The 14,579-nt window shown below is 64.8% G+C and carries 11 protein-coding genes; 9 read left to right on the top strand and 2 right to left on the bottom strand.

Annotated features, from left to right (window positions below):
* Positions 1-15 precede the first annotated feature (15 nt).
* The 9 genes from AM586_RS19040 to AM586_RS19080 all read left to right on the top strand — a co-directional run bounded on the left by AM586_RS19040 (position 16) and on the right by AM586_RS19080 (position 9,147).
* Positions 16-579 carry a DUF4390 domain-containing protein gene (locus tag AM586_RS19040; protein ID WP_109370488.1) on the top strand — a complete coding sequence of 188 codons (564 nt, stop codon included), beginning with the start codon at positions 16-18 and terminating at the stop codon, positions 577-579.
* A gap of 3 nt (positions 580-582) precedes the next feature.
* The gene (locus AM586_RS19045) at positions 583-2,898 is read left to right on the top strand and encodes a PAS domain-containing sensor histidine kinase (protein ID WP_047827036.1); all 2,316 of its coding nucleotides are present in this window, start codon (positions 583-585) and stop codon (positions 2,896-2,898) included.
* A 50-nt stretch (positions 2,899-2,948) separates the two neighbouring features.
* Positions 2,949-3,686, top strand: coding sequence for a response regulator (locus tag AM586_RS19050; RefSeq protein WP_047827037.1), 738 nt, complete (start codon positions 2,949-2,951; stop codon positions 3,684-3,686).
* Positions 3,687-3,706: 20 nt separating this feature from the next.
* A complete protein-coding gene (locus tag AM586_RS19055) occupies positions 3,707-4,087 on the top strand; it encodes a GTPase (protein ID WP_307165765.1) in 381 nt (126 codons plus the stop codon).
* A gap of 161 nt (positions 4,088-4,248) precedes the next feature.
* A complete protein-coding gene (locus AM586_RS19060) occupies positions 4,249-4,506 on the top strand; it encodes a DUF3567 domain-containing protein (protein WP_047827039.1) in 258 nt (85 codons plus the stop codon).
* Between the two features lie 68 nt (positions 4,507-4,574).
* Entirely contained in the window at positions 4,575-5,345 is a 771-nt protein-coding gene (locus AM586_RS19065; RefSeq protein WP_047827040.1) for a class II glutamine amidotransferase, read from the top strand.
* A gap of 112 nt (positions 5,346-5,457) precedes the next feature.
* Complete coding sequence (locus AM586_RS19070) at positions 5,458-6,807, top strand: EAL and HDOD domain-containing protein (RefSeq protein ID WP_047827041.1); 1,350 nt, start codon at positions 5,458-5,460, stop codon at positions 6,805-6,807.
* A 98-nt stretch (positions 6,808-6,905) separates the two neighbouring features.
* The gene (locus AM586_RS19075) at positions 6,906-7,862 is read left to right on the top strand and encodes an ABC transporter ATP-binding protein (RefSeq protein WP_052234517.1); all 957 of its coding nucleotides are present in this window, start codon (positions 6,906-6,908) and stop codon (positions 7,860-7,862) included.
* A gap of 1 nt (position 7,863) precedes the next feature.
* Positions 7,864-9,147, top strand: a complete 1,284-nt coding sequence (locus AM586_RS19080; RefSeq protein WP_047827042.1) for an ABC transporter permease — start codon at positions 7,864-7,866, stop codon at positions 9,145-9,147.
* A 49-nt stretch (positions 9,148-9,196) separates the two neighbouring features.
* Here AM586_RS19080 and AM586_RS19085 read toward each other — a convergent pair.
* Positions 9,197-10,557, bottom strand: a protein-coding gene (locus AM586_RS19085) for an IS3 family transposase (RefSeq protein ID WP_109370586.1) whose coding sequence is annotated in 2 segments (ribosomal slippage) — positions 9,197-10,075 and positions 10,078-10,557 — 1,359 coding nt in all. Because the reading frame shifts where the segments join, the coding sequence is not laid out codon by codon here.
* 64 nt (positions 10,558-10,621) lie between these two features.
* Positions 10,622-14,392, bottom strand: coding sequence for a methionine synthase (gene metH, locus AM586_RS19090; RefSeq protein ID WP_052233633.1), 3,771 nt, complete (start codon positions 14,390-14,392; stop codon positions 10,622-10,624).
* Between the last annotated feature and the right edge of the window lie 187 nt (positions 14,393-14,579).

A 14,579-nucleotide genomic window follows, 5' to 3' on the forward strand; every position in this document is an offset into this window, starting at 1 on the left:
TAAGGCCTGGCCCTAGTGATTGCTCGATTTTTCCGTCTGCTCGTTTGCCAGCTGCTGCTGGTCTTCGCATGCGGCGGCGCCCATGCGGCCGAGGGGATCGAGATCACCAGCGCCGGCATCGAAGCCTCCGACGACGGCTACCGCCTGCGGGCCAATTATTCCTTCGACCTGACGCCCGGCCTCGAACAGGCCGTGATGCATGGCGTGCCCCTGTATTTCACCACCGAGATCGAGCTGACCCGGCCGCGCTGGTGGTGGACCGACGACAAGGCCGTTTCCAAGCGCCGCACGGTGCGCCTGCATTACGACCTGCTGACCCGCCAGTACACGGTGATGGTGGTCGGCAGTCTCCAGCAAAGCTACCCGACGCTGGAAGAGGCGCTGTTCCTGATCCGGCGTCCGAACCGCTGGCTGATCGCCTCGCGCGGCGATCTCAAGCCCGGCGAAACCTACAACGTGACCCTGCGCATGTTCATGGACCGCGAATACCTGCAGAAGCCGCTCCAGGTCGATGCCTTCAACAATGCCGACCTGCGCCTGGCTTCGCACAAGAAGACCTTCACCTACCGGGCGGAGTAAGCGGTGACCCAGGTCCTGCGCTACGCACTCGTGATCGGCAGCGCGATCGGCTCGATCCTGCTGTTCCTGCTCGCCTCGGCGTCCGACAACTCGGGCTTCTTCGACCGTAATTACTCCTGGCTGCTGGGGCTGAACGCCGCGGTCGCCGGCGCGCTCCTGATCCTGGTGATCGTCGCCCTGACGCGCCTGTACGCGCGCCACAAGGCCGGCAAGTTCGGCTCGCGCCTGATGACCCGCCTGATGCTGCTGTTCGCCGGCATCGGCATCCTGCCCGGACTGGTGATCTTCATGGTCTCGGTGCAGTTCGTGTCGCACTCGATCGAGTCCTGGTTCGACGTCAAGATCGAGGCCGCGCTCGACTCCGGCCTGAACCTGGGCCGGGCCGCGCTCGACGAATCGCTGTCCGAGCTGGGCGCGAGCGCCAACACCACCGCCGCGACCCTGGCCGGGCAGGACCCGGTCAGCGCGCGCGTGATCCTCACGCGCCTGGTCAGCGAAGAGACCGGCATGCAGAGCGCGCTGCTGCTGTCGGCCGAGGGCCATGTGCTGGCTTCCGCGGCCGAAGACCCGCAGGTCGACCTGGCGCCTGACCTGCCGACCCCGCAGATGCTCAAGCGGGCAGGGTTGCCGGGCGGGTATGCGCAGTCCGAAGGCAGCGCCGAGCGCGAGTTCCGCGACTTCCAAGGCGCCGGCGCGTCGAGCGGCCTGGACATGGCGACCGGCCTGCGCCAGCGCGTGGTAGTGGCGGTGCCCGAGCCGCCCGGCACGGCGCCGCGCTACCTGCAGCTGATGCAGTCGGTGCCGATCAACCTGGCCTCCAACGCCCAGGTGCTGCAGGACGCCTACAGCACCTACCAGAACCGCGCCTTCGCCCGCACCGGGCTGCGCAAGATGTACATCGAGACCCTCACGCTGACCCTGCTGCTGGCGATCTTCTCCGCGATCGGCAGCGCCTTCCTCATCGCCGGCAACCTGGCGCAGCCGCTGCTGGTGCTGGCCGAGGGCACGCGCGCGGTGGCCGAAGGCGACCTGTCGCCACGTCCGATCGTCGAGACCAACGACGAACTCGGCACCCTGACCCAGTCCTTCAACGCCATGACCGGCCAGCTGTTCGAGGCCCGCTCCGCGGTCGAGCGCAACCGCGCCGCGCTGGAAAGCGCCAAGGCCCACCTCGAATCGGTGCTGGCGAACATGTCGGCGGGCGTGATCGTGATGGATGCCGACGGCGTGGTGGTCAACTCGAACGACGCCGTGCATCGCATCCTGCAGATCGACGCGAACGCGCTGGCGGGCCGTCCGCTGGACGCGATCGAGGGCCTGGAATCGTTTGCCGGCGCGGTCACGCGCGCCTTCTCGACCCAGAGCGCGGCCCAGAGCGCGCACTCGGCCGGAAAGCATGGCCGCCGGCATGGCGACCAGCGCGCCCACTGGCAGCAGCAGATCGAGGTGCCGCGCCGTCCCGGCACCAGCGACGATCACGACCTGACCCTGCTGGCGCGCGGCTCGCGCCTGCCGGTGGGGGTGGGCAGCGGCTTCATCGTGGTGTTCGACGACATCTCGGACGTGATCTCGGCCCAGCGCTCGGTAGCCTGGGGCGAGGTCGCGCGGCGCCTGGCGCACGAGATCAAGAACCCGCTGACGCCGATCCAGCTGTCGGCCGAGCGCCTGCAGATGAAGCTGTCGGACAGCCTGGATCCGCAGAGCGCTGCATTGCTGAAGAAGGGCACCGACACCATCGTCAACCAGGTCGACGCCATGAAGCGCATGGTCGACGACTTCCGCGACTATGCCAAGGCGCCGCCGGCGGTGCTCGAGCCGCTCGACCTGAATGACCTGATCACGCAGATCCTCAACCTGTACCTGGCCGAGGACGAGTCGGACGTCATCCATGCGGTCCTGGCGCCGAACCTGCCGCGCGTGATGGGCGACGCCACCCAGTTGCGCCAGGTGATCCACAACCTGCTGCAGAATGCCCAGGACGCGCTGGCCGACGCGCCGCCGGCCGACGAGCCGGCGCGGGTAGACGTCGTCACCGAGGCCATTCACTTCGAAGGCGCGGACGGCGCCGCCGGCACCGCGGTGCGCCTGGCGATCGTCGACAACGGTCCCGGCTTCGCCCCGAAAATCCTGTCGCGCGCCTTCGAACCCTATGTCACGTCGAAGGCGCGCGGTACCGGCCTCGGCCTGCCGATGGTCAAAAAGATCGTCGATGAACACGGTGGCCGCATCGATGTCGGCAACCGCGCGGATGGATCTGGCGCTTCGGTATCGATTTTGCTGTTAAAGTTAGCGCCAAAGGCGAACTTGGCCGAAGTGTAAATCGCGCTTAGAATCTGGGCTGTGAGGGTCAGACAGGAAGGCAATACAAGATGGCGAACATACTCGTAGTTGACGATGAAATGGGAATTCGCGAGCTGCTCTCGGAGATCCTCGGCGACGAGGGCCACGTGGTGCAGCTGGCCGAGAACGCCCAGCAGGCCCGGACGGCACGCCAGCAGGGCGCGCCCGACCTGGTCCTGCTCGACATCTGGATGCCGGATACCGACGGCGTTACCCTGCTCAAGGAGTGGCAGCGCGATGGCCTGCTCAGCATGCCGGTGATCATGATGTCGGGCCATGCCACCATCGATACGGCGGTCGAGGCGACCCGCATCGGCGCCCTGAATTTCCTCGAAAAGCCGATCGCCCTGCAGAAGCTGCTGAAGGCGGTGCAACAGGGCCTGACCCGGGCCCAGGAAGTGGCGCGCGCCCCGGCCATCGCGCCGCGCCCGGCCGTCGCCAGCAGCCCCATGCCCGAGCCGAACAGCATGCCGAGCGCGCCGATGTACGCGCCCCAGCCGCCGCAGAACGGCGCGATCGGCATCGCCCGCCCGGTCAGCAACGGCGAAGCCCATGCGCATGGCTACACCCTGTCCTTCGACCTGCCGCTGCGCGAGGCGCGCGACGCCTTCGAGCGCATGTATTTCGAGCACCACCTGGGCCGTGAAGGCGGTTCCATGACCCGCGTGGCCGAGAAGACCGGCCTCGAGCGCACCCACCTGTACCGCAAGCTCAAGCAGCTTGGCGTCGAGCCCGGCAAGCTGGGCAAGAAGAACGCCAGCCAATGACGGCGGCGCCCCCCGGCCGCGTGACCACGACCCTGGTCACGGGCGCCTCGGCGGGCGCACGCGAGCAGGCCATCCACGACGCATTGATGTTGCCGGGATTGCAGCAGGATGGTGCAAAATCCGCTGTGATCCTGGAAGGCCTCGCGTCTGGTACTTCCCCTCTCGATAATCTCCCTGAACACATCCTGTTCGCGCGCATTGCCCCCGGTTGCCTGTGCTGCGACGGCAACCTGGTTTTGCGTGTAACATTGAATCGCATGCTGCGCCAACGACCCGAGCGCCTCTTCATCGGCGTCGCCCGCAGTGAGCACCTTGATCAGTTGCGATCGTGGCTGCAGGCCGAGCCATACGATCAGCTGCTTTGGCTGACCCCCAACCTGATCTCGTCGTCTGGTAACTGAGTTCGCTCATAGGATAGCGCCTACAGTTTCTCAGGCATTTCCGGATACTTGAAATCGGTTGAGACAGCCCCACCTCAGCATTGAAGTGGACCGCAAGTCATCATTGGCTGCCCGCCGCCGGGCACCAAGCTTCGCCAATCTGATCGAGTGAAGGAGTCATCATGAACATGATCTATAACAGCGAGCAGTACAGCGTCGTCGAATTTGGCGTCGATCACAACCTCGAAGCCCTGCGCTTCGGCGGTTACGAGATCGTCGACAAGTCCGGTCGCCGCGAAGCATTCATCGGCGGCAAACTGGCTCAGGCATTCCGGCGTGACGTGAACAATCTGATCGCAAGCGAGCCGACGATGGAAGAGATCGACGAGTTCCTGGGGTCCTACGATACCTTGATGAGCCAGCCGGTCGTCCTGCACTGAACGCACCGTCCGGGCCCGTCGTCTTTACCAAGACCGGCCCGGCAGTCAAGCCATGGTAAGCTTGATGCATGTGTCAATTACTTGCCATGAATTGCAATGTCCCGACTGACATTGTCTTCAGCTTCACCGGTTTCGCCCACCGCGGCGGCCGCACCGATACCCACCATGACGGCTGGGGCATCGCTTTCTTCGAGGGCGCCGGCGTTCGCCATTTCGTCGATCACCAGGCCGCCATCGCTTCCCCGATCGCCGAACTGATCAAGCAGTACCCGATCAAGTCGCTGAACGTCATCGCCCACATCCGCAAGGCCACGCAAGGCCAGGTTGCGCTGGAAAACTGCCATCCTTTCGTGCGCGAGCTCTGGGGCCGCTACTGGGTCTTCGCCCACAACGGCGACCTGAAGGCCTTCAAGCCGACCCTCGACGGCGCCTTCCACCCGGTCGGCAACACCGACAGCGAACATGCCTTCTGCTTCCTGCTGCAGGAACTGCGCGCACGCTTCGGCGACCGCGCACCGGCCATGCCGGCCCTGCGCGCGGCGATCCGCGACCTGGTCCATGTGATCGCCCGCCACGGCACCTTCAACATGATGCTGTCCGACGGCACGGCCCTGTTCGCGCATTGTTCGACCAAGCTGTGCTACGTGATCCGCCAGTACCCCTTCGACAAGGCCTGCCTCGCCGATGAGGACCTGTCGGTCGATTTTTCCCAGGTCACCACGCCAAACGACCGGGTCGCCATCATCGTCACCACGCCGCTGACGACCAACGAAACCTGGACCGAATTCGCGCCGGGCGAGCTGAAGGTCTTCGTCGACGGCTTGCCGCAGCCGGAATAGCGCCAGCGTGATCGGAAGGGCACGTTTTTTTGTTGAAAATAGTGCCTAAAAGCCACTAGATGGGCGGAATGGGGTAAAGTACTTTGGTGTACAAGCCGCCGAAGAGTCTGCGATGACCGAAACCCCGAGACAGGAACAAGCCGACCACCCCTTGCGGGTGCGTGACTTTTACCTCGGCCGCCAGCCCGTGCTGGACCGTAACCAGTCCCTGTTCGGCTACGAGCTGCTGTTCCGCAGTGCGCCGCTCGGCCAGGCGAACATCGGACAGGGAACGATGGTGGCCGGCGCACCGGCCGCCACGGCGCCGTCGCCCGGCCTGAACGCCACCGCCGCCGTCATCGCCCACGCCGCCCAGCTCGGCCTGGCGCGTGCGATCGGCGATGCGCACTGCTTCCTGAACGTCGATACCGACGTGCTGGGCAGCGACATCTTCGCCTTCCTGCCCCGCGAGCGCACCGTGCTCGAACTGGCCGCCTCGGTGGCGCCGGACGAGGCCATGCTGGCGCGCCTGGCCGAGCTGGCCGGGCACGGCTTCCAGTTCGCACTGGACGGCATCGGCAGCAGTACCGCTGCGGCGGATTCGGACAATGCGGGGCGCCTGCAGAAACTGCTGCCGCTGGCGCGCTTCGTCAAGCTCGACCTGCGTACCACCGCGCAGCCGACGCTGGCCGCCCTCGTGGCGCGCCTGCACGGCATGGGCAAGACCGTGGTGGCGGACAAGGTCGAGACCCGCGAGGAATACCAGGCCTGCCTCGAGCTCGGCATCGATTACTTCCAGGGCTATTATTTCGCCCACCCTTCGGTGCTGGGCGGGCGCAAGTTGTCGCCCTCGCAGCTGGCGGTGATGAACCTGATGAACCTGATCATCTCGGACGTCGACAACGCCGACATCGAGCGCGCCGTGAAGCGCGACGTGACCGTGGCGATGAATCTGCTGCGCCTGGTGAACACGCCGGCCGTCGGCGCGCGCCAGCGCATCGACTCGGTGTCCCAGGCGCTGCTGGTGCTGGGACGGCGCCAGCTGCAGCGCTGGCTGCAGATCATGCTGTATGCCGAACCGGGCACGCGCGGCCACAACCAGACTCCGCTGCTGATGCTGGCCACGACCCGCGGCCGCCTGATGGAACTGCTGGCCCAGCGCCTGCGTCCGGGCCAGCGCTACCTGTCCGAGATCGCCTTCACGGTCGGCATCATGTCGCTGATGGATGTCCTGTTCGGCATCCCGATGGCGGACATCGTCGAGCAGATCCCGGTCAGCGACGAGATCAGGAACGCGCTGCTGCGCCGCGGCGGCTTCTTCGGCGAGCTGCTCAAGCTGGCCGAATGCATCGAGCAGCCCGACCAGCAGGACGAGGGCGCGCTGCCGGCGCTGCGCGGGCTGGCGATTTCGGGCGACGACATGGTGGAGCTGGAGATGTCCGCTTTCCAGTGGTCCGACAGTGTCGTGAGGTACGCGATCTGAATGCGCCTTGAGCAAGCTGCTGCGCGTTGCAGATTCGGCCTGCGATGCTCGCTACGCTTGCTCAAGGCGTCGACACGCTAACAATAGGACGGGAAAATATGGCCTCTGTACTGCTAAGCGTTCATAACCTGGTCAAAACCTATGGTGCACGGCGCGCGGTGGACGGCGTCTCGTTCCGCGTGCTGGCCGGCCAGACAGTTGGCCTGCTGGGCCCGAACGGCGCCGGCAAGTCGACCGTGGTCGGCATGCTGTGCGGCCTCCTGAACCCGGACGCCGGCGAGATCTTCCTGGGCGGCGAACGCGTCGGGCCGGGCGCCGCTTCGGTCAAGCGCAGGATCGGCGTGGTGCCGCAGGACCTGGCGCTGTACGAGGACCTGTCCGCGCTCGAGAACCTGCGCCTGTTCGGGGCGCTCTACGGCTTGCGCGGCAAGCTGCTGGCCGAGCGGATCGATATCGTGCTTGGCCAGGTCAACCTGCTCGACCGCGCGCGCGACAAGCCGGCCACGTTTTCCGGCGGGATGAAACGGCGCCTGAACATCGCCGCCGCCCTGATGCACGATCCGCAGCTCCTGATCCTCGACGAGCCGACCGTCGGCGTCGATCCGCAGAGCCGTAACGCCATCTTCGACACCCTGGAAGCCCTGCAGGCCCAGGGCAAGTCCCTGATCTACACCAGCCACTACATGGAAGAGGTGGAGCGCCTGGCCGACCACATCGTCATCATCGACCATGGCAAGGTCCTGGCCGACGAGAGCCCGGCCTCGCTGCACAGCCGCCTGGCGGCCCAGGCCGCGCTGCGGGTCGAACTCGCCGAGCCGGCCCATGCCGGCCTGCTGGATGGCCTGCGCGCGCATCGCGGCGTGATCTCGCTGGCGTGCTGCGAACTGGCCAGCAAGGGCGCCGCACTGGACATCGGGCTGGCGCAGGCGACCGATGCCTTGCCCGTGATGGGCTGGCTGCAGCAGGCCGGTTGCCGACCGCTGCATTTCGCCACCGCCCGCACCAGCCTCGAAGATATTTTCCTGAACCTGACCGGGCGCAGCCTGCGCGACTGAGATGAGCGCCTTTTTAGCCATGGTCCGCAAGGACCTGATCCTGTTCCTCTCGGACCGCCGCGCGCTCATCATGACGCTGGTGCTGCCGATCGTGATCGCGGCCTTCTTCGGCTCCCTGTTCGGCGGCGGCGGCAAGGGCAGCGCGATCGAGGTCGCGCTGGTGCAGCAGGACGGCAGCGAGGTCGGCGCGAAGATCGCCGCCGGCCTGAAAGGCGACCCGAACCTGCGCATCACCCCGATGACGATGGCGGATGCGGAGAAGGCCGTGCGCAAGGGCGAGCAGAAGGTGGCGATCGTGCTGCCGGCCGGCTTCGGCGAAGCGGCCGGCGCGGCGCTGTTCGGCGGCGGCGAAAAACCGGTCATCCCGCTGCTGTACGACCCCTCGCAGCCGGCCGTGCTGGGCATGGTGAAGGGCATGCTGACCCAGCAGGTGATGTCGGCCGTGAGCGCCGAGATGTTCAGCGGGAAGATGGGCCAGGAGCTGACCGAGCGCAGCCTGCGCCAGCTCGACCGGCGCGCACAGGACGACCCGGACAGCCGCGCATTGCGCGACATGCTGGCCAGCGTGCAGAAGTTCCAGGCGCTGCCGCAGAAGCCCGGCGCGCAGGGCGGACAGGGTGCGAAGGGCCTGAGCATGCCTTTCGCCACGGCGGACAGGCAGCTTTCCAGCGGCGCGGCGGAGCAGGGCTACAACCCGTATGCGCATGCCTTCGCCGGCATGGGCGTGCAGTTCATCCTGTTCATGGGCATCGACATGGGCATCGGCATCCTGCTGGCGCAGCGCAGCGGCGTGTGGAACCGCCTGCTGGCCGCCCCGGTGAGCCTGACCCAGGTGCTGCTGGCGCGCGCGGCTTCCGGCGCCGTCATCGCCTTTGTCCTGCTGTGCATCGTGTTCGCGGTGGCGGCGGGCGTGTTTGGCGTGCGCATCGCCAGCCTGCCGGGCTTCATCGGGATGGCGCTGTGTTTCGCCATGCTGACCGCCAGCCTGGGCTTGCTCATCGCGGCCTTCGGCAAGACCCCGGAAGCGGCGCGCCGCATCGCGATGTTCGCGGTCCTGATCATGGTGATGCTGGGCGGGGCCTGGATGCCGTCCTTCCTGTTCCCTGAATGGATGCAGAAGCTGACGATGGCGGTGCCGACCCGCTGGGCGGTGGATGGCCTGGACGCCATCACCTGGCGCGGCATGGATGCGCTGGCGGTGGCGCCGGCGATGGCGGTGCAGCTGGGGTTTGCGCTGGTGTTCGGGGCGCTGGCGGTGTGGAAGTTCGGGCGCGCGCAGCGATAAAAAAACGGGCCGTGCTGAACTGACCCCGTAAAGTTGGACGGTTAGTTTATTAAGCGGCCAAGGCCTGAGTCCTGTACTGAACAGGACTCAGGCCTTTTAGTTTGAGCTTGATACGGTCGTGATTGTAATAGCGGATGTAGCGGGTCAGTTCAACCTGCAGGACGTCGATGTTGGCGAATTTGTTCAGGTAGAAGCACTCGGACTTGAGCACGGCGAAGAAGCTTTCCATGGTCGCGTTGTCGAGGCAGTTCCCTTTGCGTGACATGCTCTGCACGAGCCCGCGTTCCCGAAGAATGCGTTGGTAGGCTGGCATACGATACTGCCATCCCTGGTCGGAGTGCAGCATGGGTTTATCCTGTGACGAAAGCTTGCGCAATGCCTTCTTGAGCATCGAACTCACCAGGTCGAATGCAGGGCGCCGGGATGTTTCGAAGGCCACGATTTCACCGTTGTATAGGTCCAGGATTGGCGAAAGGTACAGTTTCTCGCCAGCGACGTTGAACTCGGTAACGTCCGTCACCCACTTCTGGTTTGGACCTGCAGCTGTGAATTTGCGTTGTAACTCGTGAGGTGCAGCGTGACCTATCTCTCCTTTGAACGAGCGATATCTCTTGGGGCGCACCAATGACTTCAATCCCAGCACCGTCATCAATCGCTGTACGGTCTTATGGTTGACGAGCGTTCCTGTCTGACGAATGGCTGCGGTGACACGCCGATAACCGTAACGACCCTTGTGACGGGCGAAAACGGATCGGATCATGGTCTTGAGCTGCTGATGTTTATCGCTCGCTTGCCGCGTCTTGAGTTGGTAGTAGAACGTGCTGCGAGCCAGCCCGGCGAACGCAAGCAAACCCGCAAGCGGATACTGCTGCCTTAGTTCCTGCACTATTTGCGCTTTGTCGGCGGCGTCGCCTTCTGCTTGGCTTGAACTAAGGCTCGCAACTTTTTTAGGTACGCATTCTCCATGCGCAGCTGATTCAACTCGGCCAACAACTCGTCGCGAGTACACTTTTCATCGTCGGGCGACGGCTCTGGTTTTGTTGTTGGAGCAGACATCTGCTTGGGCCTTCCTCGTGGGCGTGCTATCAGTGCGTCGAAACCGCCTTCTCGATAACTGCGCTCCCATATGCCTACCGCTGCGTGATTGCGGATATTGAAAGCAGCTGCTGTTTGGCCGAATGACAGCTCATTGTCCCACATGTGCTGCAGCACCGACAGCTTGAACTCCGCACTATACGAGCTGTGCTTCTTCTTGAGTCCGTCCTTGCCATGCACACGATACAAGCTGACCCAGTGCTCTACAGATGAACGTTGACAACCGTACTTCCTCGCTAAGGTCTTGCTGCCCCTTCGCTTGACCAAGTATTCCTGGACAATCTTGAGCTTGAACCGCTCATCGTACTTCGTCATGAAAAAACCCCAAAAGTTGGTGTCCAACTTTTGGGGTTCAGTTCAGTGCGGCCCGTCTTTCACATCACGACAGATTCGGCGCCAGCCAGCGCTCGAGATCCTCTTTCGCCACCCCGCGGCGCGCCGCCATGTCGTTCAGCTGGTCCTGCCCGATCTTCCCGACCACGAAGTACTTCGACTCCGGGTGCGAGAAGTAGAAGCCCGACACCGCCGCGCCCGGGTACATGGCGAACGATTCGGTCAGTTCCATCCCGATCTCCTCGGCCTGCAGGGTCTTGAACAGCTCGGCCTTGACCGTGTGTTCCGGGCAGGCCGGGTAGCCCGGGGCCGGGCGGATGCCGACATAGGCTTCCTTGATCAGCTGCTCCTTGCTGAGGCTCTCCAGCGGCTCGTAGCCCCACAGGTCGGTACGCACGCGCTCGTGCATGTACTCGGCGAAGGCTTCGGCCAGGCGGTCGGCCAGGGCTTTCACCATGATCGACGAGTAGTCGTCACCCTCGGCTTCGAAACGCTTCTCGATCTTTTCGGCGCCCAGGCCGGAGGTCACCGCGAACATGCCGATGTAGTCGGCTACGCCGGAGGATTTCGGCGCGATGAAGTCGGACAGGCACTGGTTCGGACGCTGCACGCCATCGACCACCGGCTTCACGCCCTGCTGGCGCAGGCCGTACCAGGTGAAGGCGACTTCGCTGCGGCTGTCGTCGGTGTAGATCTCGATGTCGTCGTCGTTGACGCTGTTGGCCGGCAGCAGGGCGACCGCGCCGTTCGCCGTCAGCCAGCGTCCGTCGACGATCTTCTTCAGCATCGCCTGGCCTTCCTCGAATACCTTGCTGGCGGCTTCGCCGACGACCTCGTCGCTCAGGATCGCAGGGTAAGGGCCGGCCAGGTCCCAGGTCTGGAAGAAGGGACCCCAGTCGATGTAGTGGGCCAGCGTGGACAGCTCGACATTCTTGAAGACGCGGCGGCCGATGAACTTCGGCTTCACCGGCGCATAGTCGAGCTTTGCCTTGTTGGCGCGCGCCTGCTCCAGGCTCACCATCGGCAGCGCCTTCTTGTTGGCGTGCTGCTCGCGGATGCGCGCGTAGTCCTCGGCCAGTTCGGCCACGTAGGCGTCGCGGGTATCCGCCGTGACGAGGGCCTGGCCCACCGACACCGAACGGGAGGCGTCCGGCACGTACACCACCGGGCCTTCGTAGTGCGGCGCGATCTTGACGGCCGTGTGGGCGCGGCTGGTGGTGGCGCCGCCGATCAGCAGCGGCACCTGGCGCTCGCGGAAGTAGGGATCGCGCTGCATCTCGCGCGCCACATAGGCCATCTCTTCGAGCGAAGGCGTGATCAGGCCCGACAGGCCGATGATGTCCGCGTTCTCTTCCTTGGCCTTGGCCAGGATCTCGGCGGCGGGCACCATCACGCCCATGTTGACGATCTCGAAGTTATTGCATTGCAGGACCACCGAGACGATGTTCTTGCCGATGTCGTGCACGTCGCCCTTCACGGTCGCGATCACCATCTTGCCCTTCGGCTTGGCGACGATGCCGGTGCGGCGCTCTTCCGCCGCCTTTTCCTCTTCGATGAAGGGGATCAGGTGGGCCACGGCCTGCTTCATCACGCGCGCCGATTTCACGACCTGGGGCAGGAACATCTTGCCCTGGCCGAACAGGTCGCCGACGATGTTCATGCCGTCCATCAGCGGGCCTTCGATCACCTGGATCGGACGGCCGCCTTCGTTGGCGATCTGCTGGCGGGCTTCCTCGGTGTCCTCGACGATCCACTGCGTGATGCCGTGCACCAACGCGTGCGCGAGGCGCTTGCCGACAGGCGCCTCGCGCCACTCCAGGTTCGCTTCCTGCCGGTTGCCGCCGGCCTTCAGGGTGCCGGCGAATTCGATCATGCGCTCGGTGGCGTCCTTGCGGCGGTTCAGCACCACGTCCTCGACGCGCTCGCGCAGCTCCGGCGCCAGGTCGTCGTAGACGCCGATCATGCCGGCGTTGACGATACCCATGGTCATGCCGGCCTTGATCGCGTGGTACAGGAACACGGTGTGGATCGCTTCGCGCGCCGGGTCGTTGCCGCGGAAGGAGAAGGACACGTTCGAGACGCCGCCCGATACCTTCGCATGCGGCAGGTTCTCGCGGATCCAGCGGGTCGCGTTGATGAAGTCGACGGCGTAGTTGTCGTGCTCCTCGATGCCGGTGGCGATCGCGAAGATGTTCGGGTCGAAGATGATGTCTTCCGGCGGGAAGCCGACCTTCTGCGTCAGGACGTCGTAGGCGCGCTTGCAGATCTCGGTCTTGCGCTCGAAGGTGTCGGCCTGGCCCTTTTCGTCGAAGGCCATCACGATCACGGCGGCGCCGTAGCGGCGGCACAGCTTGGCCTGGCGCAGGAATTCTTCCTCGCCTTCCTTCATCGAGATCGAGTTGACGATGGCCTTGCCCTGCACGCACTTCAGGCCGGCTTCGATCACGCTCCACTTCGAGGAGTCGATCATGATCGGCACGCGCGAGATGTCCGGTTCGGACGCGATCAGGTTCAGGAAGCGCGTCATGGCCGCCTGCGAATCCAGCATCGCCTCGTCCATGTTGATGTCGATGACCTGGGCGCCGTTCTCGACCTGCTGGCGCGCCACCGACAGCGCCTCGTCGAACTGCTCGTTCAGGATCATGCGTGCGAAGGCTTTCGAGCCGGTCACGTTGGTGCGCTCGCCGACGTTCACGAACAGCGAGCTGTCGTCGACGGTGAACGGCTCCAGGCCCGACAGGCGCAGCGCGGTCGGCACCTCCGGCACGGCGCGCGGCGTGGACCTGGCCATGACGTCGGCGATGGCCTTGATGTGTTCCGGCGTGGTGCCGCAGCAGCCGCCGGCCACGTTGATGAAGCCGGCTTCGGCAAATTCCTTCAGCAGGTTCGAGGTGTCCGCCGGCAGCTCGTCGAAACCGGTGTCGCTCATCGGGTTGGGCAGGCCGGCGTTCGGGTAGATGCAGACGAAGGTATCGGCGATCTGCGACAGTTCCTGTGCATACGGGCGCATCAGGGCCGCGCCCAGCGCGCAGTTCAGGCCGATGGTCAGCGGCTTCGCATGGCGCACCGAATTCCAGAAGGCCGGCACGGTCTGGCCGGACAGGATGCGGCCCGAGGCGTCGGTGACGGTCCCGGAAATCATCAGCGGCAGGCGCGGCGTGTCGGGATGCTCATCAAAATACTGGTCGATCGCGAACAGGGCGGCCTTGCAGTTCAGGGTGTCGAAGATGGTCTCGACCAGCAGCAGGTCGACGCCGCCATCGACCAGGCCGCGCAGCTGTTCATAATAGGAAACGACCAACTGATCGAAGCTGACGTTGCGCGCCGCCGGGTCGTTCACGTCCGGCGAGATCGAGGCGGTCTTCGGGGTCGGGCCGAGGGCGCCGGCGGCGAAGCGCGGCTTGTCCGGCGTCGAGTATTTGGCGCAGGCGGCGCGCGCCAGCCTGGCGGCCTCGACGTTCATCTCGTAGACCAGGTGCGCCATGTGGTAGTCGTCCTGGGCGATGCCGGTGGCGCCGAAGGTATTCGTCTCGATGATGTCGGCGCCGGCCGCGAGGTAGCGCTCGTGGATCTCCTGGATCACCTGCGGCTGGGTCAGGTTCAGCAGTTCGTTGTTACCCTTGACGAACAGCTCGCGCGCGCCGCTGCCTTCCGGCGCACTGAAGCTGGCGAAGCGTTCGCCGCGGTAGGCTTGTTCGTCGAGTTTGTACTGCTGGATGATCGTGCCCATGGCGCCATCGAGAATCATGATGCGGCGGGCGAGAATCTCGCGCAGCTGGGCGTCGACGGGAGAGGTGGCGAGGGCGGTGGTAGTCATCGTTGGTCTTTCCAGGGCAGATCTACAGAGGCGGGTCTGAAATTATACCTTCACTAGCAGAGTTAGTCCCGATGTCAAGCGGCAGCGCACAAAACGGGGCCGAACACGGCCTCGAATCGCCCCGGTGTAAAGACGTATGTAACGTTATGTATCAAAAGCCGCATTGTTACAGTGCGATACAAAACGA

This window comes from Massilia sp. WG5, from assembly GCF_001412595.2.
Taxonomy (GTDB): Bacteria; Pseudomonadota; Gammaproteobacteria; order Burkholderiales; family Burkholderiaceae_D; genus Telluria.

What these genes read in the sequence shown, in the direction of transcription:
- AM586_RS19050 (WP_047827037.1), top strand. Translation starts at nt 2,949, where the DNA reads ATGGCGAACATACTCGTAGTTGACGATGAAATGGGAATTCGCGAGCTG.
- AM586_RS19060 (WP_047827039.1), top strand. Translation starts at nt 4,249, where the DNA reads ATGAACATGATCTATAACAGCGAGCAGTACAGCGTCGTCGAATTTGGC.
- AM586_RS19065 (WP_047827040.1), top strand. Translation starts at nt 4,575, where the DNA reads ATGTGTCAATTACTTGCCATGAATTGCAATGTCCCGACTGACATTGTC.
- AM586_RS19070 (WP_047827041.1), top strand. Translation starts at nt 5,458, where the DNA reads ATGACCGAAACCCCGAGACAGGAACAAGCCGACCACCCCTTGCGGGTG.
- AM586_RS19075 (WP_052234517.1), top strand. Translation starts at nt 6,906, where the DNA reads ATGGCCTCTGTACTGCTAAGCGTTCATAACCTGGTCAAAACCTATGGT.
- AM586_RS19080 (WP_047827042.1), top strand. Translation starts at nt 7,864, where the DNA reads ATGAGCGCCTTTTTAGCCATGGTCCGCAAGGACCTGATCCTGTTCCTC.
- metH (WP_052233633.1), bottom strand. Translation starts at nt 14,392, where the DNA reads ATGACTACCACCGCCCTCGCCACCTCTCCCGTCGACGCCCAGCTGCGC.